The sequence below is a fragment of the Pantoea sp. SGAir0180 genome (assembly GCF_043546245.1).
In genome coordinates, this window is the sequence record NZ_CP028071.1 from 1260310 (window position 1) to 1280944 (window position 20635).

A 20635-nucleotide genomic window follows, 5' to 3' on the forward strand; every position below is an offset into this window, starting at 1 on the left:
AACGCGCGAATTAACCGAACAATGCATGTAAATGCAGGCAGGCATCGTCGTACTCACTGCGCTCAAAAATGCCTTGTTGCAGGAAGGCTTCCATCTGCGGATAAAGCTGAATGGCTTTGTCCAGCATCGGATCGCTACCCGCGGCATAGGCACCGACGCTGACCAGATCCCGGTTGCGCTGGAAACTCGAGAGCAACTGTTTGAACTGGCGCACGCGTGCATAATGGTTTTCATCAATCAGTGACGTCATGGCACGACTGATTGAGGCTTCAATATCAATCGCCGGATAATGGCCGGCTTCGGCCAGACGACGTGACAGCACAATGTGGCCGTCAAGGATGGCACGCGCAGAGTCAGCAATCGGATCCTGCTGATCGTCGCCTTCGGTCAGCACGGTATAAAACGCCGTGATCGAGCCGCCGCCATCGATGCCGTTACCCGCGCGTTCAACCAGGGCGGGCAGTTTGGCAAATACGGAAGGTGGATAACCTTTGGTGGCCGGCGGCTCACCAATCGCCAGCGCGATTTCACGTTGCGCCATGGCATAACGTGTCAGCGAATCCATGATTAATAAAACATGTTTACCGCGATCGCGGAAATCTTCCGCAATGCGCGTGGCGTAAGCGGCACCCTGCAGACGCAGTAGCGGTGAGACATCTGCCGGCGCGGCGATGACGACCGAACGGGCGCGGCCTTCAGCACCTAAGATGTTTTCAATAAAGTCTTTAACTTCACGGCCACGTTCACCGATTAAGCCCACCACGATCACATCGGCCTGGGTATAGCGCGCCATCATGCCGAGCAGCACACTTTTACCCACGCCTGATCCGGCGAACAAGCCCATACGTTGTCCCCGGCCAACGGTGAGCAGGGCGTTAATCGCCCGAACGCCGGTGTCCAGCACATCGGTAATAGGGGTGCGCTGTAAAGGGTTAAACGGCGGTGTGTTCAATGGGGCACGGTAGCCCGTTTCCGGGGAAGGCAAGCCATCCAGTGGGCGGCCGCTGCCATCAAGCACCCGGCCTAACAGCTGTGGCCCCAGCAGCAGCTGTTTACCTGAATGAGGGTTATCGCCGGTGGTACGGGCATAAACGCGCGCGCCGGGCAGAATGCCGTCCACTTCTTCCAGCGGCATCATCAACAGTTTCTGACCGTTGAAGCCCACGACTTCGCTTTCAATTTCGCTAATCGTTTTACCGTCATTACGTTCAATCACACAGGTCGAACCGAGCGGCAACTGCAGGCCGGTTGCTTCGAGAACCAGGCCGGTGGCACGCGTCAGCCGTCCATAGCGACGAACAGGTTGCACCTGCGCAATACGACTTTCGAAGGCATCAAGCGAGCCCAGCCAGCGGTTCAGACGAGTGGTCATTAAAACTCTCCAGGTGCGGCAAGACGGCACAGTTCCTGCCAGCGGGTTGCCACGCTCGCGTCAAGATCGCCGTCTTCGGCACTGAGCTTGCAGCCGCCGGGGTGCAGTGTATTGTCAGCCAGTAAACGCCAGCCGTGCAGATCAAGCGTTGGCCCCAGTGTTTGTTCAATCCTCAGCAGGTCATCAGGATGCACCCGAAGCTGCGGCTTACCGCTAAACATGGGCTCCTGCTGCAGTAAGCCCTGAATCTGGCGCAGCAACGCACTGCCATCCACCGTGGTGGCCTGACCAATCACCGAACGCGCGGCTTCCAGAGCCAGCTGCATCAGGCGGGCAGCAATGACGCTGTCCAGCGATTCCAGCGTATTTTGAAATTCCGTCACCAGCTGCTGCATTCGCGCCTGTAAGGGAGCCTGCTGTTGCTGCGCATCAGCAAGGCCTTGCTGAAAGCCCGCGTCATAGCCGGCTTTCTGACCTTCATTAAACCCCTGCTGATGGCCTTCGCTGTAGCCTTGACCGTGGGCTTCTTTACGCAACTGCTGCTGCATCTGCTCAAACTGCTGTTGCTGTTCGTCTTCTTCTGATTCGAAGAATTCGATTTCGGGTTCAGCCTGAATCGTCGCGGGCTCTTCATGACGCCCCAGTTCTACAGGCTGCCACAGTTGCCAGGGGCGGGCGGAAAATGCATCAGACATAGGTTTCCTCGCCGCCACCGATTACCATCTCGCCGGACTCTGCCAGACGACGCACCACCAGCAGGATCGCTTTCTGTTCGTTCTCTACTGCAGACATACGTACCGGACCACGGTTGGCCAGATCGTCGCGCAGGATATCGGCCGCACGGGCTGACATGTTTTTGAGGAACTTCTCGCGCAGCGGCTGCTCGGCACCTTTCAGGGCGATCAGCAACTGCTCGGATTCCACTTCCTGCAACAGACGCTGGATACTGCGGTCGTCCACTTCCACCAGGTTTTCGAACAGGAACATCTCGTCGATAATTTTCTGTGCCAGTTCGCCATCGAAGTCGCGTACCGCTTCGATAACCGCTTCTTCCTGCTGCGTTTTCATCAGGTTGATAATTTCGGCCGCTGTTCTCACGCCGCCCATCTTCGCACGCTTGAGGTTGGTACCGTCGAGCAGGCTGTTCAGGACTTCGGTCAGTTCTGCCAGCGCTGCCGGCTGCACACCACCGAAGGTAGCAATACGCAGCATGACGTCATGACGCAGGCGCTCATCAAACAAGGCCAGAATATCGGCAGCCTGACCACGTTTCAGGTGGACCAGGATAGTCGCGATGATCTGTGGATGCTCGTCGCGAATCAGATCGGCTGCGGCCTGCGGTTCCATGAAGTTGAGCGTTTCCATACCACTGGTGGTATCGCGGGTTTCAAGGATATCTTCCAGCAGGCTTGACGCACGCTCTTCACCCAACGCCCGGGTCAGCACGGAGCGCAGGTAATCGTTCGAGTTGAGGCTCAGTGCCGCGAACTGCTCGGCATCGCCTTCAAACTCACGCAGCACTTCGGTCAGTTGCTTATGCGAGACCTGACGCATGCTGGCCATCGCGGCACTCAGATGCTGAACCTCACGCTGGTTCAGGTGCTTAAAGACTTCCGCCGCGCGTTCTTCACCAATGGTCATCATCAGAATGGCGCTTTTTTCAGTACCGGTCAGACTCATAGTTCGTTACTCATCCATTCGCGAATCACCAGCGCAACAACGCGCGGATCGTTTTCAGACATGTCGCGGATACGCTGGCTCATGACTTCAGCGCTCATGCGGTTATTAGATTTACGTTCCTGCTCAAGTTCATCTTTGCTGAGCTGGACGCTGTAAGCTTCCTGATCGTTCTGCTGAGCAGCACGGGCAGCCTGAGCTTCTGCAGCGGCCTGCTCTGCGGCTTTCTTACGCAGAACATGCGGACGCACCATTTTGCGATACAGGATGAACGCCACCAGCGCAACCAACAGCCATTTACCTGCATTAATCAGCTGATCAAAGAACGACTGCTGTTGCCAGAAGGGCAGTTCAGTTGATACAGGCTCGGTGGTATTAAACTGCGAGTTCACCACGTTGACAGTGTCACCCCGTGTCTGTGAATAGCCCATGGCTTCGCGCGTCAGGTCTTCAATCTGCTTCAGCTGCTGCTCATTCAGCGCAATCGCTTTGCCTTTATCGTCTTCGCGATAGTTCACCACCACCGCAACAGACAGGCGCTGCACGTCACCCACATTCATCTTGGTATGACGAATGGTACGATCCAGCTCATAGTTCACCGTATCATCACGGCGCGAGTTGGTCGGTACACTGCTGGTAGAGGCTGTGCTGGTCCGTTGACCATTGGCTGCATTGTTCTGACCATTGGCATTCTGGCCATTGGCCGCATTGTTATTTGCCGTGTTGATCGGGGCCGTATTGGCTGGCGCAGGCTGGTTAGACAGTGCGCCCGGTACGCCGCCCGGATAAGGGCTGCCCGTCTGCTCGCTGGTACTGGTCTGCTGAGAGCGAATAGACGCGTTTTTCGGATCGCCGTTCGGCTGGTACTTCTCATCCGTCTGTTCACTGGTATCGAAGTTAATCTGTGCCGTTACCTGCGCATGGACATTGCCCTGGCCCAGAATCGGGTTAAGGATCGCTTCGATACGTTGCTGGTAACGCGCTTCGACTTCAGCGGCATATTTCAGCTGTGCATCGTTCAGATCACGGCCTACTGCGTCAGAACGGGTTAACAGATGACCGCTCTGATCGACTACGGTCACGTTCCCCGGCGGTAAACCGGCCACGCTGCTGGAAACCATGTGCGTGATGGCCTGAATCTGACCTTCATCCAGCGCACGGCCTGGCTGCAGAGTTAACGTCACAGACGCGGAGGGCGCTTTTTGCTCACGTACGAACAGGGTTGGTTTAGGCATCGCCAGATGGACGCGCGCCGTTTTCACCGGCCCCAGAGATTCGATAGTACGTGCCAGCTCGCCTTCCAGTGCGCGCTGGTAGTTCACCTGCTCGCTGAACTGGCTGATACCGAACTTCTCTTTATCCAGCAGTTCAAAACCGACGTTGCCACCTTTAGGCAGGCCCTGTTCAGCCAGACGCAGGCGCAGCTCATGCACCTTATCTTCCGGCACCATTAATGCACCGCCGTTATCCGCGAAACGATAAGGGACATTCATTTGCGTCAACTGCGTGACAATGGCACCCCCGTCCTCATTGGACAGGTTGCTGAACAATACGCTGTAGTTCGGTGTTTTGGCCCAGAGCACCAACGCAAAAACCACAGCGATAGCGGCTGCGGCTGCGACAATTAACGGAATACGTGGATTGGCACGCAGGCGAGCGAGAAGGTCACCAAAGCCTTTCGTTTCTTCATTTTGTGTGGCGGCTGCACTCGCATTCATGACCGATTCCTGCCTGACGTAATTGACCGGGTTAGTTGTGATGGCAAAACAGACTCCCTGACCTGCTTAAATAAAATTTCTACTTCAATGCCTGGCATTATTTGATGAAACGCAAAATTCGATGGGTGAATAAGCCACGGTTTTTAGCGTCATTTAGCGGCTTTGTCTTATTGACAATGTGTTAACTTCTCCCCACGTCAAAAATCTTCATCTTTTTTAATGAGGTAGCAACCATGTCAATTCAGGCAATCGACGGTGTTTTACAGCAGTTACAGATGACCTCGCTTCAGGCCAATAACAAAAGCGATGAGGTCAACAGCCATATCGATTTTGGCGCGACCATGAAAGCCGCTCTGGACAAAATCAGCGAAACCCAGACCACTGCCCGTAGCCAGGCGCAGGCGTTCGAAATGGGGAAACCCGGTGTCGCTTTAAACGATGTGATGGTCGATCTGCAAAAATCGTCTATCTCCATGCAGATGGGGATTCAGGTCAGAAACAAGCTGGTTTCGGCCTATACCGACATCATGAACATGCAGGTGTAGTCGGGAAAACGGGTCTTTATTATCAGGTATATGCCTGGCGGCGTTGAGTTGGGACAAGAGCGACACAGAATGTGGCTTTACCAAAAGCGCCTTCTTGTTGCTTTATACGTGTTCAACGATGCAATCGTACACCTGATAACCTTTCCTGTGCGTTCAGGCCATGCCAGCCGCGCGCGGTAGCCGACTTGGGCCTGTCAAGGCAGCGTCTGAGACGCGATTATCGCACCACAACCTGCCTCATCATCCCTTTACTTCAGACATCTACCTGTCGGTGTTTATTCTCCTTTTCTTGCCGAAAGAAAATATATCCTGCATCTTTATCCTTCGCTTCCGTGCAGGCGTTCACTATGACATTTTCGCTGTGCCGGTTACGGCTGCATGACGCCATCCGCTAAAGTATTTTCAGCACGGTTCCTGCGTCAAAAAATATCATTTCTAATGTTGTAATTTCTCTACGACTTTTAAAAGCAAAATTAGTTAGCTTAATAACTAAAAATATCCCTGAAGGTGGGAAGTAAAAAATGAAATACTGAAAGCAAAAGATGTAATCTGGTATGTATTCGTAAGCCAGCAAAACCTGTTTACCTTAACGGCGACGCGGGTTGCGACAGCAGCGTAACAGGCACCACGCGGCTTGCATCCCCGGTTACACATCAAACGGAAATATTCCTCTTCTAATCTAATTAAAATATTTAACTGTTTAAATCTGTCGCCTGATATTAATGTCAGCATTCATTCTGCTCACGGATATATCAACATGAGATACTTAATTCAAACACTTCTCACGACCTCAAAAAGTGGTGAGCAGATTAAATATGAAGTCTATTCGGAAAACCGGAAGTCAGATTTTATAGATAAAATCCCGGAGGGTTCCTGCACAGTGATTTCTTACAAACTGACTGAGGGGACGATTCAGTTGCTGGATCGGGATGTGAATCTGCAACCGTTATTCGATGCCCATCGACCGGCGCAGGATGTTTTTTATCCAGACGGCCCTCACCGGATTAATCTTGAGATGCTGGTCGATTATTTAAATCAGCAAGCCTGATCATGTGCAGAGGGGGCCCGCTCCCGTATCCGGCGATTTTCTGCGCCTGCGATCCGTGTGAATAAAGGGCCAAAGCCTGTTGCCCGCCCGTCCCTGACCGTTGCCAGGCGAGCAGCCCACATGCCAGCCCAGCTGAGTTAACGAACAGGGAGGCATGGCTTCTCATCCTGCTGGCCTTAAAATAACGACTGCACCGGCTTCAAAGCATGGTGCAGATCACCGTCTGCCCCGGTTAAGTGGGCAGACAGTGACATGTCATGATGCTTTGAAAGGATCCTTTTTATCATCCTGACTGTCATCATTTTTTCTGGGCACTTCACCGTGATCTTTCGGTGCATCGTTTGCGGGATGATCATCTTCCTCGTAGGCATTTCCCGCATTAGGTGCGGCTTCGGGTAATCCTTTGCTGACATCGCCTTCATGTTTACGTTTATCGTTACTTTGGTTGTGCATCGTTTGCTCCTCTTTGTCGTCCTCTAAGTCTAGACCAGCACAACAAAGCTGTGAGCGGAGACCCGTCAGCAAAATTATCATCACGTAAGGACGGGGTATGACTCCGCCGTTTTCCGCCTGACCACGACGAGAAGCCATGTCCTGTAAAAGTGACTTCCGATTATTCCTAATGCAAAACCGCTATATTGCCCTAACTTTAAATCTCCAGACGATATTTTCATTGGAAAAACAACCAAAAGGAAACACAGCATGAGTGATTCAATCGAAACCAAAAGCAAAACCGATTATCTGCGTGACGTGGCATCCCAGTTGAAAGAAATGCGCCACTATGCGCAAACGAATACTGAGACGCTTTCCGCCCATTGGTTAGCCTTTGATGCCGGTGAATACAAGGATGAAGGGAATGCGGCCCGTATTGACGCATTACTGAATAAGCAGGGAACGTTGCTGGAAGATCTGGAGAAAGCCATTCAGGATATTGAAATTGAAATCAACCACAGTGAGCAGGAGAGTTAAGGTATCTCCCGCTAACTGAGGGGTGGCGATTAACGGATTAATCCGCCACCAGCCAAAACTCGGCTTCATCAAACATTTCTTCCACCAGACGCGCGACAGTGGCTTTATCATTCTTGCTGAGGTCGGTTTCTATCGCGTTACGTTCCATCGGTTTCACCTTGACCTCGATGTCAGGAAAAACACGATGCACACGCTTTTCAAGCTCTGCCAATATCATGTCGCGCGCCCCTGGCAGGCCCGCGACATTACGCTTATCGTAAATTAACTCTACAAACATAATAACCATCCCTTCAGGGCAAAATCGCGTTGCCATTTTACTGTAAATAAAAACAGTATCAAGCTGATGTTTGCATGAATCCGTTTTTTAGGTCCCGCGTAGAAAAGCATTTTTATCTGATTTACTCTGAGGGCGCTCTTAACGATATATGCGCTCACTCACCGGGAGAAGTGCAATGCGACAATTGGTTATTGATATTCTGCTTAAACTGGCAAAAATGGATGTCGATGCAAAGGAACTGACTGCTCAGGTCGAAGCGCAGTCATTGCTGGTTGCCGCTTTATTAGTCCAGGCGAAACAAGATAATGCGTTAACGATTTCTGAGACGGTGCAGGATGCCATTGTCACGGCATCGCGTTCCTCATCAGAGTTCATGCAGTCTGATATTGATCTGTTGCTCACGCACCTCAACCGATTACTGGCCGTGGCTAAGTATGTTGAGGTGAGGGGAAAGCTCGAACAAGAAGAGTGATGGCTAACGCTGGCGGCAGCGGGGTTTTCTGCCGCCAGCTAGGACATCACGGGCATTAACCGTTTGTTGTCACGACGCTGCGCAACGCCATCGCCGTTATTCTTCCTGTCCGCACAGCTGAGGTATAGCTAGAGCTCGTTCTTAATACAAAATTCTTCCCAACTCATTCCCAGAGATTCGGCATGCGATCGGAGATAGGCTTCGATGGCTTCGGCGGCGACGGCTTTATCCGGCTCTGCCAGTTGAATCGAAAAAATCATACCATCAAGATTTTTCTGGCGTAAAAAGGCGGCATAAATGCGTTCGGCGTGCCACTCGCGCAATTCACGCAGGGACATATTGGCGGCACGGGCATCCTGTTCGGTCAGTTCATCGAGTGCGGCCTGAAAATCGGCATGGGCAGTGAAGAACATTTGGCGTGCCTGGGCATAATAAGCTTCTGGAGTTTTCATGACAAATCTCTGAGATGTAATGCAGGGCGACAGTGTAGCCTGTTGTGCCTCCCTTGTCAGGCCGGAGTGGACAGGTTCATTCACAGCGATAAAAGCGGGCAGGGAAGGGAATAAACATCACCCGGTGCGTGATGAATCCAGGAAAAGCGCGCTTTACGTTGATTTCATCCCTCAGATATCTTGCACATCTGGCGGTAAAAATTATAACGTAGCCGCCATTAACCGGATTTAGGGATCAAAGATGAAAAACTGGATGCTGATTGCCACACTGGCGCTGAGTGGCTGCGCACAAATAAACAGTTATCAAAGTGCGGTGCAAACGCCGGCCCCGGCAAATTTACAAGGCAACTGGCAGACGGTTGGGCCGCAGAGTAACCTGATTAGCGACAAGGCGATTGGGAGTCTGATTATCAACGCGGACGGCAGTACGCTGGATTGCCGGCAGTGGCAACGGGTCATTGCGAAGCCAGGCAAATTGACGCAGCTGAATGGCGATTATGTCAATGTTACGCGTCAGTTACGCATCATGACACTGGATCTGGATGGCGGTGAGCTGGATTACGACGGGCTTACGTTGCGTAAGGTCGATCGACCCACGGTGGAATGCCAGAAAGCTTTACAGGAAGCGGCCCAACATCCCGGTGTGGATGTGATTCAGAATATCGAACCCGAGATTATGCGTCCGGTTCTGAACAAATAAATGACGCAAAGCGGTCTTAAGGACCGCTTTGCGCTGATGCGCAGGCTGTTACCGCGCCAGAAAAAGCAGCGGACCTGTGGTTTTATGCCTCAACAACCCAGACACTCACGCTGCCTGCATTACAGCGAAACACGGCGCTGCCGGCGTCGTCCGTCGTAACGGTATCGGATTGATGTCCCAGATAGTCATACCATACTTTCCCGGCATATCCTTCTCCCATTGAAATCTGTTTTTCCCCCGCTTCGCCATTCGACATGATCACAATACAGCCCGGCTTTTCAGCGGTTCCGCTGCGGCTGAACGCGACGCAGTTAGGATGGTCGAAGTAATCGGTTTGCGCGCCCCAGCCAAATTGCTGACGGGCACGAATCAGCCCTTCGAGTTCAGGAATGACCGGCATATCGACCTGATGCATTTCACCGTCTCCGCCTTCATCCTCATAGTGGGCACCGAACAGGTCCGGATAAAAAATGGTCGGAACGCCTTGCTCGCGCAACAGAATCAGCGCATAAGCCAGCGGCTTAAACCAGGCTTCAACGGGCGCTTCCAGAGACTGCAGCGGCTGTGTGTCGTGGTTGGCCACGATAGTCACGGCATGCCACGGGTCGGCTAATACCAACGAGTTATCAAAAATTTTGCTCAGGTCATAATCGCTGCCGGCTTTAGACGCCTGATGAAAATTCATATGCAGCGGGGCGTCAAACAGCAGCGTTTTGCCTTCCACCTGATCGATATATTCCTGCAACTTTTCGGTTTCAAAGGACCAGTATTCCGCCACAATAAACAGCGGTTCGTTAGCGACGTCCTGAATATGTTCGATCCAGTCTTTGTAAAACCAGGCCGGGATATGTTTTACCGCGTCCAGACGAAAGCCGGTGCAGGGGACCTGCTCCATGACCCAGCGCGCCCAGTATTTGAGTTCTTCGCTCACCGCCTTATTGCGGAAATCAACATTGGCGCCCATCAGATAATCAAAGTTACCTAACTCGTTATCCACCTGGTCGTTCCAGCCTTCAGCGGTGTAATCGTTGATAATTTTGAACACGCCGTTTTCATCGGGATTTTCAATATGGTCGACCCCGCTAAAACACTTATGATCCCAGATGAATGTCGAGTATTCGCCTGCCCGCGCCGGAAACGTAAACTTTGTCCAGGCTTCGCATTCCACGACCTCGGGATAAATTTCATCACGATTATCCGGGTTAACGCGATTTACGCTCACCTGTTCTTTCTCGTCCGCGCCCATTTTATGGTTGAGAACCACATCCAGCAGCACGCCAATGTTGTGGCTGCGCAGCGCATTGACGGCAGCCAGCAACTGCTGCTTATCACCATATTTGGTGGCGACGCTGCCTTTTTGCTCAAACTCGCCTAAATCGAAGAGATCGTAGCTGTCATAACCCACCGAGTAACCACCGGACTCGCCTTTATAGCAAGGGGGCAGCCAGACCATGTTGATGCCGATGTCATTAAGCAGGGCCGCTTTTTCTGCGACTTCCGGCCACAGCGTGCTGCCATCGGGATAATACCAGTGGAAAAACTGCAAAAGGGTTGGGTTGTGCATGACAAACGTCCAGTCAGAGGAGAGGGAACTGGAAGTATGGGATAAGAGTGAAGAAATTACGCGGGTAAACTAAAAAAAGAGTGTTTACCCGCATAAGTCGGCCTTTACTGGTCTTTTGGGTAAAGGATATTACCCGCCATCTTGCCGTAAGAAGAGACAATGTTGTGTTGCTGCGTTGAGGTCGTGACCAGCGAGCGCAGTTCGCTCATACGTTCACCCAGCAACGTCTTCAGCGTGGTTTCATTCTTCAGAATTTGCTCAAGTACCGGGCGAATTTGTGCCCGCTGTAATGCTGACAGCGCACTGGCATCGTTATCACGCGCAACACGCTCGACGCTACTAACGTAAGTTGATTCGCAACTAAGCAACTCATCCCATTGTCCCTGCCGGGCATTTTCCAGCATGGCATTACTGAGCGTGAGTAAGTGTTGATATCCTTTTAGCAGCTCGAGTGGATAACTCATTAAAAGGTATCCTGCTGTGGCTGGTAATTAGGGCCAATCTGTTTCCACGCATCCGCAATATTATTGAGCAAGCCTTCGACTTCCGTAATGGCCTCAAGGTCGTTGTTCAGGTTAGCCTGTAACAGACGACGGGTCATATATTCATACAGATCGTCGAGATTAGCGGAAATTTCACCGCCAACCTCATGGTTCAGGCCTGCGCGCAGCCCGTTAGTAATGATATTAATGGCCTTAGATAAGGCGTTACCTTTACCGGGAATATCGCCTTGCTCAATTAAAATGGCAGCTTTTTTCATGGCGCTCAGGGCGCCATCAAAAAGCAGCACGACCAGCTGATGTGGGCTGGCGCTTAATACGGCGCTTTCCACACCTACCTGCGCATAGGCCTGAATACCGGACTTAGCGTACATGCTTACCACTCCTGTTATAGTTTGGCGAACTGCTGGGTCAAATAGTTACCGGTCTGGGTCATGGAGCTGACCAGGGTAGACAGACTGGTAAACTGTGTTTTGTAACGCGCCATGGTCGCCGCAATCTGGCTGTTTACTTCGTCGTACTGATCGGACAGTTTTTTCAGTGAGGTATTAATGCCGTTAGTGGCATTTTGTACCTGTCCGTCACTGGCCAGTATCTGCGTCAGTTTGTTATTTGCCTGTGTGGCAAACCCGGTTGTTTTACCGTCACCCGTCAGAAAGTTCAGGACATCTGTCGGTTGATTGGTCAGGGCTTTGTCCAGTTTGGTGCTGTCCACAGTCAGCTTGCCGTTAACGTCCTGCGTGATCCCCAGTTGTGACAGACTGGTCAGGTTTCCGCTGGCTTGTGCGCTGGACAGTTGACTGCGCAGGCTGGTCTGGATGTTACGTAAGGTATTATCACCCAACAGATCGCCGTTACCGGAACTTTGCGACTCACCCGCTTTCACCGCGGTGTATTTCGTCTGGTTACCGATAGTGGTTTGCAGGGAATTGTAGGCATCCACGTAAGCCTGGATTGCCGCCGTCATTGGCTGATTATCTGTGGCGACGGTCAGCGTTTCCGGTGTATTTGTAGCGGTGGTTTTCGTCAGGTTCAGCGTGACACCTTCAGGCGCGTCCGTGACGGTATTGCTGCTGCGGGTGATGGACACGCCGTTAATTTTTAACTGCGCATCTTTAGCGGCAACCTGTTCGGTCATCGCGTTGCTGCTGCCACCCGAACTGTAATTAATATACTGGGACAGCGTGCCGTCGTCCGTACTGACCGTCATCGCATTCGCTGTGCCACTGTCGCGTGCAGTCAGAGACAGATAATAGGTATTATCGTCTGCTTTAATAATACTGGCGTTTACGCTGCCTTGCTGTTTATTAATCGCATCGCGAATATCAGACAGGCTGGTTTGATCTTTGCTCAGTGTTACCGTGAGCGGCGATTTCTGCCCAGACTGGGAAATCGTAATCGTGCGAGATGCCAGGCTCTGATCACCTAAATCGGTATCTTTACTGCTGGCTGATTTTGACAGCAGCGATTGCGAAGAGGCGAGTTGAGTAACCTCAATAGAATAGTTACCGGCGGAGGCTTTGCTCGCCAGCGTGGCAGTGAAAGCGGTATTCGTGCTGGTGACTTTCGTAGCCGCAATCGTCGAGGCATTTTGCAATGCCGCCGCCGCGGTCTGCAATTTTGACAGGCCGGTTTTCACCACGCCCCAGGCGGTAAGCTGAGCGTTATAGGACGCCTGCTGCTTAGTAATAGGCGTCAGTTTAGTCTGCTCAGCGGATTCCAGGCTGCTGTAGAGAGTATTCAGGTCGAGGTTCGTACCAGCACCGAGTGAACTTACACTTGCCATGCTTTAATCCTTTACGAGTTTACGTTAAGTGAAATGGGTATCGGCAGCGAGTGGCAAAAGATTAGCCTGTCTCTGAAAAAATTGATGGCTGAATAAAACCCCTTTCTTTAATTGTCTTCCCGGATTTGGCTGGCGAAAAATTACTGAATTTTTTTTCTAAAGGTTGAACGAGGGCTGACGATAATCAGGTTGTCGGTAAGCTAGCCGAATTCAGACGCCTAATATGGCTCAATTTTTTAAAGGAAAAACATCATGGCAGTGATTAACACCAATACCCTGTCGCTGGTTACCCAGAACAACCTGAGCAAGTCACAGTCTTCTCTGGGTACTGCAATTGAGCGCCTGTCTTCTGGCCTGCGTATCAACAGCGCAAAAGACGATGCAGCCGGCGAAGCTATCGCTAACCGCTTCAGCTCTAACATCAACGGCCTGACCGTTGCAGCCCGTAACGCCAACGACGGTATCTCTCTGTCGCAGACGGCTGAAGGCGCCCTGACTGAAGTGAACAACAACCTGCAGCGTGTACGTGACCTGACCGTTCAGGCGCAGAACAGCTCTAACTCAGCATCTGACATCGACTCAATCCAGGCTGAAGTTAACCAGCGTATGCAGGAAATCGACCGCGTCACCAAGCAGACCGATTTCAACGGCATCAAAGTTCTGAACACCGGTTCAGGCAGCACCACTTATAACTTCCAGGTTGGCGCAAAAGACGGCGAAACCATCGGTATCACCATCAGCTCAAGCGACGGCTTTGACCTGGCAGCAGCGGGCCAGTCTGGCACCACTCAGAACACCAGCTCAACAACCGGTCAGACCGTTAACGGTAACGCGCGTACCACTTCAGCTATCGGTTTCGACGTGCTGAAAGGCGCAGTAACCGGCGGTACCGGCGGTACTGCAGCAGGCACCACACCGCTGGCCGACATTGACAAGGCGATCAAAGCCGTTGACAACCAGCGCAGCCTGCTGGGTGCGTCTCAGAACCGTTTTGAGTCCACCATCAGCAACCTGAACAACACCGTGACCAACCTGACCGCTGCCCGCAGCCGTATTCAGGATGCGGACTACGCGACAGAAGTGTCGAACATGTCCCGCGCGCAGATCCTGCAGCAGGCCGGTTCTTCTGTACTGGCACAGGCTAACCAGGTGCCACAGACCATGCTGTCTCTGCTGCGTTAATCGCCGCACAGCCCGTCTGATTAAAAGCGCCCCCAGTGATGAGGGCGCTTTTTTATTGTTGATGGATCCAGCAGACGGTGTATTTTCCGGGTATGACAGTCTGCCCGAAGCTCTCTCACAGGGTTGTCTGACTGTCGTTTGACAAACTAAGGTTCGCGCAATGCTTATTGTCGATGGGGCAATGATTGTTTGCGCTGAGTTAATGTCATCAGAAAGCGTAACAGCGACAGCACTATTTTTTGATAACCCCGCCATTCCGCCAGGATGCCTTCCTGTCTCATTAAAATAAAAGCCGTCATTCTCTCTAAAGTTTTAGCCCCGACGGGCGATAACAATAGTGAAGGCGATAAAGCCGCAGGATTAACACCTGACCCCCGACATTATTTATGAAGGATAATTATCATGGCCGTTATTAACACCAATACCCTGTCGCTGGTTACCCAGAACAACCTGAGCAAGTCACAGTCTTCTCTGGGTACTGCAATTGAGCGCCTGTCTTCTGGCCTGCGTATCAACAGCGCAAAAGACGATGCAGCCGGCGAAGCTATCGCTAACCGCTTCAGCTCTAACATCAACGGCCTGACCGTTGCAGCCCGTAACGCCAACGACGGTATCTCTCTGTCGCAGACGGCTGAAGGCGCCCTGACTGAAGTGAACAACAACCTGCAGCGCGTACGTGACCTGACCGTTCAGGCGCAGAACAGCTCTAACTCAGCATCTGACATCGACTCAATCCAGGCTGAAGTTAACCAGCGTATGCAGGAAATCGACCGCGTCACCAAGCAGACCGATTTCAACGGCATCAAAGTTCTGAACACCGGTTCAGGCAGCACCACTTATAACTTCCAGGTTGGCGCAAAAGACGGCGAAACCATCGGTATCACCATCAGCTCAAGCGACGGTTTTGACCTGGCAGCAGCGGGCCAGTCTGGCACCACTCAGAACACCAGCTCAACAACCGGTCAGACCGTTAACGGTAACGCGCGTACCACTTCAGCTATCGGTTTCGACGTGCTGAAAGGCGCAGTAACCGGCGGTACCGGCGGTACTGCAGCAGGCACCACACCGCTGGCCGACATTGACAAGGCGATCAAAGCCGTTGACAACCAGCGCAGCCTGCTGGGTGCGTCTCAGAACCGTTTTGAGTCCACCATCAGCAACCTGAACAACACCGTGACCAACCTGACCGCTGCCCGCAGCCGTATTCAGGATGCGGACTACGCGACAGAAGTGTCAAACATGTCCCGCGCGCAGATCCTGCAGCAGGCCGGTTCTTCTGTACTGGCACAGGCCAACCAGGTGCCACAGACCATGCTGTCTCTGCTGCGTTAATCGCCGCACAGCCCGTCTGATTAAAAGCGCCCTCAGAAATGAGGGCGTTTTTTTTGCCAAATCAGTTAAAAAAATTTAAGTAATGTATAAAGTTTGTCCCCCGTTCGACGATAACAATAATGAAGGCGATAAAGCCGCAGCCCAAATCTGAACCCTATCATCATGAAGGATAATTATTATGGCAGTCATTAATACCAATACCCTGTCGCTGGTTACTCAGAACAACCTGACCAAATCTCAGTCATCACTGGGTACGGCGATTGAGCGCCTGTCTTCTGGCCTGCGTATTAACAGCGCAAAAGACGACGCAGCCGGCGAAGCTATCGCTAACCGCTTCAGCTCTAACATCAACGGCCTGACCGTTGCAGCCCGTAACGCCAACGACGGTATCTCTCTGTCGCAGACGGCTGAAGGCGCCCTGACTGAAGTGAACAACAACCTGCAGCGTGTACGTGACCTGACCGTTCAGGCGCAGAACAGCTCTAACTCAGCGTCTGACATTGACTCAATCCAGGCGGAAGTTAACCAGCGCATGGAAGAGATCAACCGCGTTACTCAGCAGACTGACTTTAACGGTATTAAAGTGTTGAATACCGGTTCAGGTTCTCAGACGTATAACTTCCAGGTTGGCGCAAAAGACGGCGAAACCATCGGTATCACCATCAGTGCAAGCAACGGTTTCAACCTGTTCAATACCTCTGGTGCGACTGCTCAGACAACCGGTCAGACTATCAATGGCAACGCGCGTACTACCGCGGCTGAAGGTTTTGACGTGATGAGCGGGACCGTAACAAGCGGTGGCACCACCGATGGTTCACCTCTGGCGGACATCGATGCGGCCATCAAAGCGGTCGACAACCAGCGCAGCCTGCTGGGTGCGTCTCAGAACCGTTTTGAGTCCACCATCAGCAACCTGAACAACACCGTGACCAACCTGACCGCTGCCCGCAGCCGTATTCAGGATGCGGACTACGCAACGGAAGTGTCAAACATGTCCCGCGCGCAGATCCTGCAGCAGGCCGGTTCTTCTGTACTGGCACAGGCCAACCAGGTGCCACAGACCATGCTGTCTCTGCTGCGTTAATCGCCGCACAGCCCGTCAGATTAAAAACGCTCTCAGAAATGAGGGCGTTTTTTTTAATCGGTCTAATTAGCCCGCTTTGCTATAGCTTTTCCCGCCCTAAGTTAATGCCCAAAAATTTACAATAGTCTGAAACAGGTAAGGTACTTACGTGCAGGATAGTGCTATGCACAACCAGAGGATGTCAGATGAACAGGCTTTTAATAAGCATTGACCGAGTTGAGCAGTTTTCTCTTCACGTGAATGAGGCGCTCGATATCATTGATGTTTTTTTACCCTGGGGATGGCAGGTGGATATTGTCACCAGTACCTATGGTAAAACGCTGTCGTTTGAACTGGAAAAGTACAAATCCAACCCGGCTTTCCGCATTATCAGTGATAAGCAAGGCACACTCGCTGATGCTTATAGCCTCATCTGGGTCTATAAGGGTTTTATTGCACAAAAATTGTTACCCGTGCTGGAAACGTTAACAGGCACGGCCCCGGTTATTTTCCGCCACTTTTATGATTATCATGACATTTATATGCCGTGGGGCGCTGAGCTGGAAAATCAGCTCGCCTCCCTGTCATTGAGTTTGTCGCCTGTGGTGTCAGAACGTTTGCTGCAAAACGGACTGCTATCCAGTCAGATCGCTGTTTTGCCGTTTACCGTTCCTTCCGCATTCAGTTGCTATCCATCTCGTAATGCCCGCACTGCGCTCAAACGCATACTTTATTACGCCCCGGATATTTCCGCCGAAATGTATGAGCTGCAACAGCAACTCAAAAGTCAGTCCATTACGCTGGAATGGTTCGACTGTAGCCAGCCTGTGAGTCGGATTGAGCCTGAGTGGCTGGATAACTACGATATGGTCATGGGTGGCGATGAAATTGTGGCCAAGGCGTTAATACTGGGGATTCCGGTATTTTTAGCGTCTACAACCGGTGTGGAAGGTTATCTTAACGCGCATAACCTTCAGGAGTTTGAACAATCGCATTTTACCGTGGTGAATCTGCAGTTTTGCCCGGAGACGGAGGAGTGGATCGCCGCACTCAAACGGGGTTTCAGTGAGGCCGTGGCATGGACCCGGGCAAACCAGGGCCGCTTTGGCGATAAATGGACGATGCCTGCTGCGATCCAGACTATCCTCAGCCAGCTCCCTGCGCCCAAACGCTGGTCCATGGATGACCCGGCGCAACATGCGTTACGCTTTCACAGACAGTCCGTCCTGTCCTGGGCCGATAAAAATTACTCTATTGAGCAGTGGCTGAAAGACAGGTCAATTACCGAAGCCCGACGCGCAGCGTTACAGTCATTTATTCAGTCTGTGCCCGAAAGTGGCGACATCGGGATCGTGATCATTGATGAAAACGGTGATGCCGCAGCCTGTGAACGTTCCCTTGCCGCCGTCAGGCAGCAAACATTGCCGCCCGCGACGGTCATGTTACTGAGCGATGTCGACATTGAGTTAAATGAGGGGACGATAAGCGCCTGTGCCTCAGGCTGGGTCGCTGAACTTAACGAGGTCGTTTATCACCAAACCGGGCCAGCCGCGCTGCTGCTGGTGATGGCAGGGGATGAGCTTTTGCCTGACGCGTTGCTGTTGCTGGCAGAGCAGCGTTTGCGACGCCCGGAAACGGCTGTGTGGTATGTCGATGAAACCTTCAATGATGATATGAATGAGCCGGGAGCGATTCTTCGTCCCGATCCCAATATCGATCTGTTAAGAAGTACGCCTTACGTAGGCCGCACGTTGCTGTTTGACCGCCGGAAAGTGCAGGCGGCGGGGAAGGGTGAGGATGCCGTCAATCCTCTGATCATGTATGAATGGCTGTGGCGTTGCATTGAAAATCAGGGACCGGGCGCGCTCGGACATGTGTCAGATGTCGTAGTCAGAGGCCAAAAAGAGAACGGGCGCTGGCATGAAGCGCAGTCCTGTGAAGCCGGCTATCGGCGCGTTGTCGAGGCGCATTTACAGCGTTTAGGGATAAAAGCGTCACTTGATGCCGGCATGAATACCGGTTTTGCACGGGTGCGCTATCAGTGGGACACGCAGCCTCTTATTTCCATTATCGTCCCCACGCGTGATCATGCCGCCTTACTCCGTGCCTGCATCGATACGTTGATGGAGAAAACGCGTTATCCCTATTATGAATTACTGATCGTCGACAATCAGTCCGTGGATGCGCAGGCCTGTACCTTTCTCAACGATCTCGACAAACTCAATATCGAACAGATTAAGGTACTGCGTTACGACGCGCCGTTTAATTTCGCCGCCATGCATAATCGCGCCGCAGAGCAGGCGAAGGGCGATGTCCTGTTGTTCCTGGATAACGACTGCCAGATTACGCAACCTGACTGGCTGGATGCGCTGCTGGAGCATGCACTGCGGCCAGAGGTCGCATTAGTCGGGGCGCGCCTTGAATACCACGATGGCCGGGTTCAGCACGGCGGTTATCTGCTGGGTGTACAGAACGGCGTTGACAGTCCGTGGGAGGGGATGCAGGAACATGCCAGAGGTTTCCAGAGCTATCTGCAAACGGAGCACAATCTTGCTGCAGTGAGTGCGTCCTGCATGATGGTCCGCAAAGACGTGTTCTTTAGTCTGGGTGGCTTTGCTGAGAACGATTTCCCGCTTTACTTCGCGGATGTCGATTTGGGGTTACGTGCGCAGCAACAAGGTTACTTAAACGTCTGGACGCCGTGGTCGCGTGTTCGCCATATGGGCGGTGCAACGCGGTTGATGCCAGAAAAGTTCAACGTACAGGAAAGGCCGTTTCAGCATGACTATAGCCGGCTTCGCCAGCAGTGGCGCGCCACGCTGTTAAAGGATCCCAGTAACCATTCGCTGATGCAGCGGGCAGGTAAACCGTTTACGCTGGGTGCAGGGACGGCGCGTTTTCAGCAGCCGCTGCCGGGCAGGCCACTGCCTGTCGTGCTCGCACACCATGTCGACTGGCAGGGATGTGGCAATCACCGCATCCTGCAACCGTTCAAGGCCATGGAAAGTCAGTTGCTGCTTGAGGGCGGACTCACTCAGCAAATTCCCGGCGTAATGGAAGTCGCACTTTTACAGCCTGATATTATTGTGCTGGAGTCGCTGAGTGGCGGTCGTTTCCCGTCGGTCATGGCGCAATATCGCGACGTCTGCGATGCCAAAATTGTGGTTGAGTACGACGACTACCTGCTCAACGTACCGGTAAAAAATGGCAACCGTAACCAGTTCCCTAAACAGATTGTCAAAAATCTTCGCAAAGTAATGGAGTGCGCGGACTGGGTGGTCGTGTCAACCGCACCGTTAGCGGATGCCTACAGCCGTTTCCATCATGACATCCGCATTGCACAGAACCGTCTCGCAGAAGGTCAGTGGGGCCATTTGACCAGCCAGCGCGGCGTGGGGCGTAAAGTGCGTATCGGCTGGGCGGGCGGCAGTACACATGCCGGTGACCTGCAAATTTTGCTGCCGCTTATCAAGGAGCTGGAAGACAAGGTTGAATGGGTTTTCATGGGAATGAAACCGCGGGGCGTGCACTGTGAGTTCCACACTGGCGTGCCGTTTGATATGTACCCCGAAAAGCTGGCCAGCCTGAACCTGGATCTGGCGCTGGTGCCGCTCGAAGTCAACCAGTTCAATGAATGCAAAAGTAATTTGCGGTTACTGGAGATCGGCACCTGTGGCGTGCCGATCATTGCCACCAGTATCGAACCCTATCGTTGTGGCCTGCCCGTCACGCTCGTTGAAAACCGCTTTAAAGACTGGATGGGCGCTATACGCGCGCACCTTGCGGATATGGATGCCACTCGTCGTCTGGGCGATCAACTTCGCGCGGCGGTCCATCAGGACTGGTACCTGAGGGAGCAGGGATTAAACGAATGGCAGAGAGGTTGGCTTTCTGCCTGAGACAGTGGCGGCGCGTCGTCCTGATGATGACGCCGTCGTTACATGACCGGACATAACGTCTCCATAGAGACACACAACG

20 protein-coding genes are annotated in these 20635 nt (G+C 52.5%); 9 read left to right on the plus strand and 11 right to left on the minus strand.

Annotated features, from left to right (window positions below):
* Positions 1-10: 10 nt before the first annotated feature.
* Genes fliI through fliF form a run of 4 tightly spaced genes read right to left on the minus strand, consistent with a single transcriptional unit; the run spans position 11 to position 4767 of the window.
* Positions 11-1372, minus strand: coding sequence for a flagellar protein export ATPase FliI (fliI, locus tag C1N58_RS05930; RefSeq protein ID WP_033742076.1), 1362 nt, complete (start codon positions 1370-1372; stop codon positions 11-13).
* Positions 1372-2067, minus strand: coding sequence for a flagellar assembly protein FliH (gene fliH / locus C1N58_RS05935; RefSeq protein WP_394550550.1), 696 nt, complete (start codon positions 2065-2067; stop codon positions 1372-1374). The genes fliI and fliH overlap by 1 nt, the downstream gene beginning before the upstream one ends.
* Complete coding sequence (gene fliG / locus C1N58_RS05940; RefSeq protein WP_006119564.1) at positions 2060-3052, minus strand: flagellar motor switch protein FliG; 993 nt, start codon at positions 3050-3052, stop codon at positions 2060-2062. The genes fliH and fliG overlap by 8 nt, the downstream gene beginning before the upstream one ends.
* Positions 3049-4767, minus strand: a complete 1719-nt coding sequence (fliF, locus tag C1N58_RS05945) for a flagellar basal-body MS-ring/collar protein FliF (protein ID WP_033742074.1) — start codon at positions 4765-4767, stop codon at positions 3049-3051. The genes fliG and fliF overlap by 4 nt, the downstream gene beginning before the upstream one ends.
* Positions 4768-5000: 233 nt before the next feature.
* On the opposite strand from fliF, the gene fliE reads away from it, so the two are divergent.
* Together fliE and C1N58_RS05955 are read left to right on the plus strand one after the other, a co-directional pair.
* A complete protein-coding gene (gene fliE / locus C1N58_RS05950; protein WP_006119561.1) occupies positions 5001-5312 on the plus strand; it encodes a flagellar hook-basal body complex protein FliE in 312 nt (103 codons plus the stop codon).
* 757 nt (positions 5313-6069) lie between these two features.
* Positions 6070-6360, plus strand: coding sequence for a hypothetical protein (locus tag C1N58_RS05955; protein WP_324030481.1), 291 nt, complete (start codon positions 6070-6072; stop codon positions 6358-6360).
* 255 nt (positions 6361-6615) lie between these two features.
* Here C1N58_RS05955 and C1N58_RS05960 read toward each other — a convergent pair whose 3' ends face one another.
* Positions 6616-6813: a hypothetical protein gene (locus tag C1N58_RS05960; RefSeq protein WP_006119494.1), complete on the minus strand. Its 198-nt coding sequence runs from the start codon at positions 6811-6813 to the stop codon at positions 6616-6618.
* 249 nt (positions 6814-7062) lie between these two features.
* On the opposite strand from C1N58_RS05960, the gene C1N58_RS05965 reads away from it, so the two are divergent.
* Positions 7063-7329: a hypothetical protein gene (locus C1N58_RS05965; protein WP_006119493.1), complete on the plus strand. Its 267-nt coding sequence runs from the start codon at positions 7063-7065 to the stop codon at positions 7327-7329.
* 37 nt (positions 7330-7366) lie between these two features.
* Here C1N58_RS05965 and C1N58_RS05970 read toward each other — a convergent pair whose 3' ends face one another.
* A complete protein-coding gene (locus C1N58_RS05970) occupies positions 7367-7606 on the minus strand; it encodes a DinI-like family protein (RefSeq protein ID WP_033742070.1) in 240 nt (79 codons plus the stop codon).
* Positions 7607-7781: 175 nt separating this feature from the next.
* On the opposite strand from C1N58_RS05970, the gene iraP reads away from it, so the two are divergent.
* The gene (gene iraP, locus C1N58_RS05975) at positions 7782-8078 is read left to right on the plus strand and encodes an anti-adapter protein IraP (RefSeq protein WP_006119490.1); all 297 of its coding nucleotides are present in this window, start codon (positions 7782-7784) and stop codon (positions 8076-8078) included.
* A 128-nt stretch (positions 8079-8206) separates the two neighbouring features.
* Here iraP and C1N58_RS05980 read toward each other — a convergent pair whose 3' ends face one another.
* A complete protein-coding gene (locus C1N58_RS05980; RefSeq protein ID WP_006119488.1) occupies positions 8207-8530 on the minus strand; it encodes a DUF6388 family protein in 324 nt (107 codons plus the stop codon).
* A 241-nt stretch (positions 8531-8771) separates the two neighbouring features.
* Between C1N58_RS05980 and yedD the strand changes: the two genes are divergently transcribed.
* On the plus strand, positions 8772-9230 hold the full coding sequence (yedD, locus tag C1N58_RS05985; RefSeq protein ID WP_006119487.1) for a lipoprotein YedD: 459 nt from the start codon (positions 8772-8774) through the stop codon (positions 9228-9230).
* Positions 9231-9312: 82 nt separating this feature from the next.
* Here the strand turns inward: yedD and amyA are convergent, their stop codons facing one another.
* From amyA to fliD, 4 genes are all read right to left on the minus strand, one after another.
* Positions 9313-10794, minus strand: a complete 1482-nt coding sequence (amyA, locus tag C1N58_RS05990) for an alpha-amylase (protein ID WP_394564688.1) — start codon at positions 10792-10794, stop codon at positions 9313-9315.
* A gap of 104 nt (positions 10795-10898) precedes the next feature.
* Positions 10899-11258, minus strand: coding sequence for a flagellar protein FliT (gene fliT / locus C1N58_RS05995; RefSeq protein ID WP_394550552.1), 360 nt, complete (start codon positions 11256-11258; stop codon positions 10899-10901).
* Entirely contained in the window at positions 11258-11668 is a 411-nt protein-coding gene (gene fliS, locus C1N58_RS06000) for a flagellar export chaperone FliS (protein ID WP_033742062.1), read from the minus strand. Before fliS ends, fliT begins: the two co-directional genes overlap by 1 nt.
* Positions 11669-11682: 14 nt before the next feature.
* The gene (fliD, locus tag C1N58_RS06005; protein ID WP_058708341.1) at positions 11683-13080 is read right to left on the minus strand and encodes a flagellar filament capping protein FliD; all 1398 of its coding nucleotides are present in this window, start codon (positions 13078-13080) and stop codon (positions 11683-11685) included.
* 252 nt (positions 13081-13332) lie between these two features.
* Here fliD and C1N58_RS06010 point away from each other — a divergent pair, with 252 nt between their 5' ends.
* From C1N58_RS06010 to C1N58_RS06025, 4 genes are all read left to right on the plus strand, one after another.
* Complete coding sequence (locus C1N58_RS06010) at positions 13333-14262, plus strand: flagellin N-terminal helical domain-containing protein (RefSeq protein WP_006119482.1); 930 nt, start codon at positions 13333-13335, stop codon at positions 14260-14262.
* A 402-nt stretch (positions 14263-14664) separates the two neighbouring features.
* On the plus strand, positions 14665-15594 hold the full coding sequence (locus tag C1N58_RS06015) for a flagellin N-terminal helical domain-containing protein (RefSeq protein WP_006119482.1): 930 nt from the start codon (positions 14665-14667) through the stop codon (positions 15592-15594).
* Between the two features lie 178 nt (positions 15595-15772).
* Complete coding sequence (locus C1N58_RS06020) at positions 15773-16678, plus strand: flagellin N-terminal helical domain-containing protein (RefSeq protein ID WP_039342628.1); 906 nt, start codon at positions 15773-15775, stop codon at positions 16676-16678.
* Between the two features lie 185 nt (positions 16679-16863).
* The gene (locus C1N58_RS06025) at positions 16864-20556 is read left to right on the plus strand and encodes a glycosyltransferase (RefSeq protein WP_394564689.1); all 3693 of its coding nucleotides are present in this window, start codon (positions 16864-16866) and stop codon (positions 20554-20556) included.
* The last annotated feature ends 79 nt before the right edge of the window (positions 20557-20635 follow it).

Bases quoted from the DNA above. Each gene is read 5' to 3' on its own strand.
- fliE (WP_006119561.1), top strand. From the start codon at position 5,001: ATGTCAATTCAGGCAATCGACGGTGTTTTACAGCAGTTACAGATGACC.
- fliI (WP_033742076.1), bottom strand. From the start codon at position 1,372: ATGACCACTCGTCTGAACCGCTGGCTGGGCTCGCTTGATGCCTTCGAA.
- C1N58_RS05960 (WP_006119494.1), bottom strand. From the start codon at position 6,813: ATGCACAACCAAAGTAACGATAAACGTAAACATGAAGGCGATGTCAGC.
- fliH (WP_394550550.1), bottom strand. From the start codon at position 2,067: ATGTCTGATGCATTTTCCGCCCGCCCCTGGCAACTGTGGCAGCCTGTA.
- fliF (WP_033742074.1), bottom strand. From the start codon at position 4,767: ATGAATGCGAGTGCAGCCGCCACACAAAATGAAGAAACGAAAGGCTTT.
- C1N58_RS06015 (WP_006119482.1), top strand. From the start codon at position 14,665: ATGGCCGTTATTAACACCAATACCCTGTCGCTGGTTACCCAGAACAAC.
- C1N58_RS06025 (WP_394564689.1), top strand. From the start codon at position 16,864: ATGAACAGGCTTTTAATAAGCATTGACCGAGTTGAGCAGTTTTCTCTT.
- C1N58_RS05965 (WP_006119493.1), top strand. From the start codon at position 7,063: ATGAGTGATTCAATCGAAACCAAAAGCAAAACCGATTATCTGCGTGAC.
- C1N58_RS05970 (WP_033742070.1), bottom strand. From the start codon at position 7,606: ATGTTTGTAGAGTTAATTTACGATAAGCGTAATGTCGCGGGCCTGCCA.
- amyA (WP_394564688.1), bottom strand. From the start codon at position 10,794: ATGCACAACCCAACCCTTTTGCAGTTTTTCCACTGGTATTATCCCGAT.
- fliG (WP_006119564.1), bottom strand. From the start codon at position 3,052: ATGAGTCTGACCGGTACTGAAAAAAGCGCCATTCTGATGATGACCATT.
- C1N58_RS06010 (WP_006119482.1), top strand. From the start codon at position 13,333: ATGGCAGTGATTAACACCAATACCCTGTCGCTGGTTACCCAGAACAAC.
- iraP (WP_006119490.1), top strand. From the start codon at position 7,782: ATGCGACAATTGGTTATTGATATTCTGCTTAAACTGGCAAAAATGGAT.
- C1N58_RS05980 (WP_006119488.1), bottom strand. From the start codon at position 8,530: ATGAAAACTCCAGAAGCTTATTATGCCCAGGCACGCCAAATGTTCTTC.
- fliT (WP_394550552.1), bottom strand. From the start codon at position 11,258: ATGAGTTATCCACTCGAGCTGCTAAAAGGATATCAACACTTACTCACG.
- fliS (WP_033742062.1), bottom strand. From the start codon at position 11,668: ATGTACGCTAAGTCCGGTATTCAGGCCTATGCGCAGGTAGGTGTGGAA.
- C1N58_RS05955 (WP_324030481.1), top strand. From the start codon at position 6,070: ATGAGATACTTAATTCAAACACTTCTCACGACCTCAAAAAGTGGTGAG.
- yedD (WP_006119487.1), top strand. From the start codon at position 8,772: ATGAAAAACTGGATGCTGATTGCCACACTGGCGCTGAGTGGCTGCGCA.
- C1N58_RS06020 (WP_039342628.1), top strand. From the start codon at position 15,773: ATGGCAGTCATTAATACCAATACCCTGTCGCTGGTTACTCAGAACAAC.
- fliD (WP_058708341.1), bottom strand. From the start codon at position 13,080: ATGGCAAGTGTAAGTTCACTCGGTGCTGGTACGAACCTCGACCTGAAT.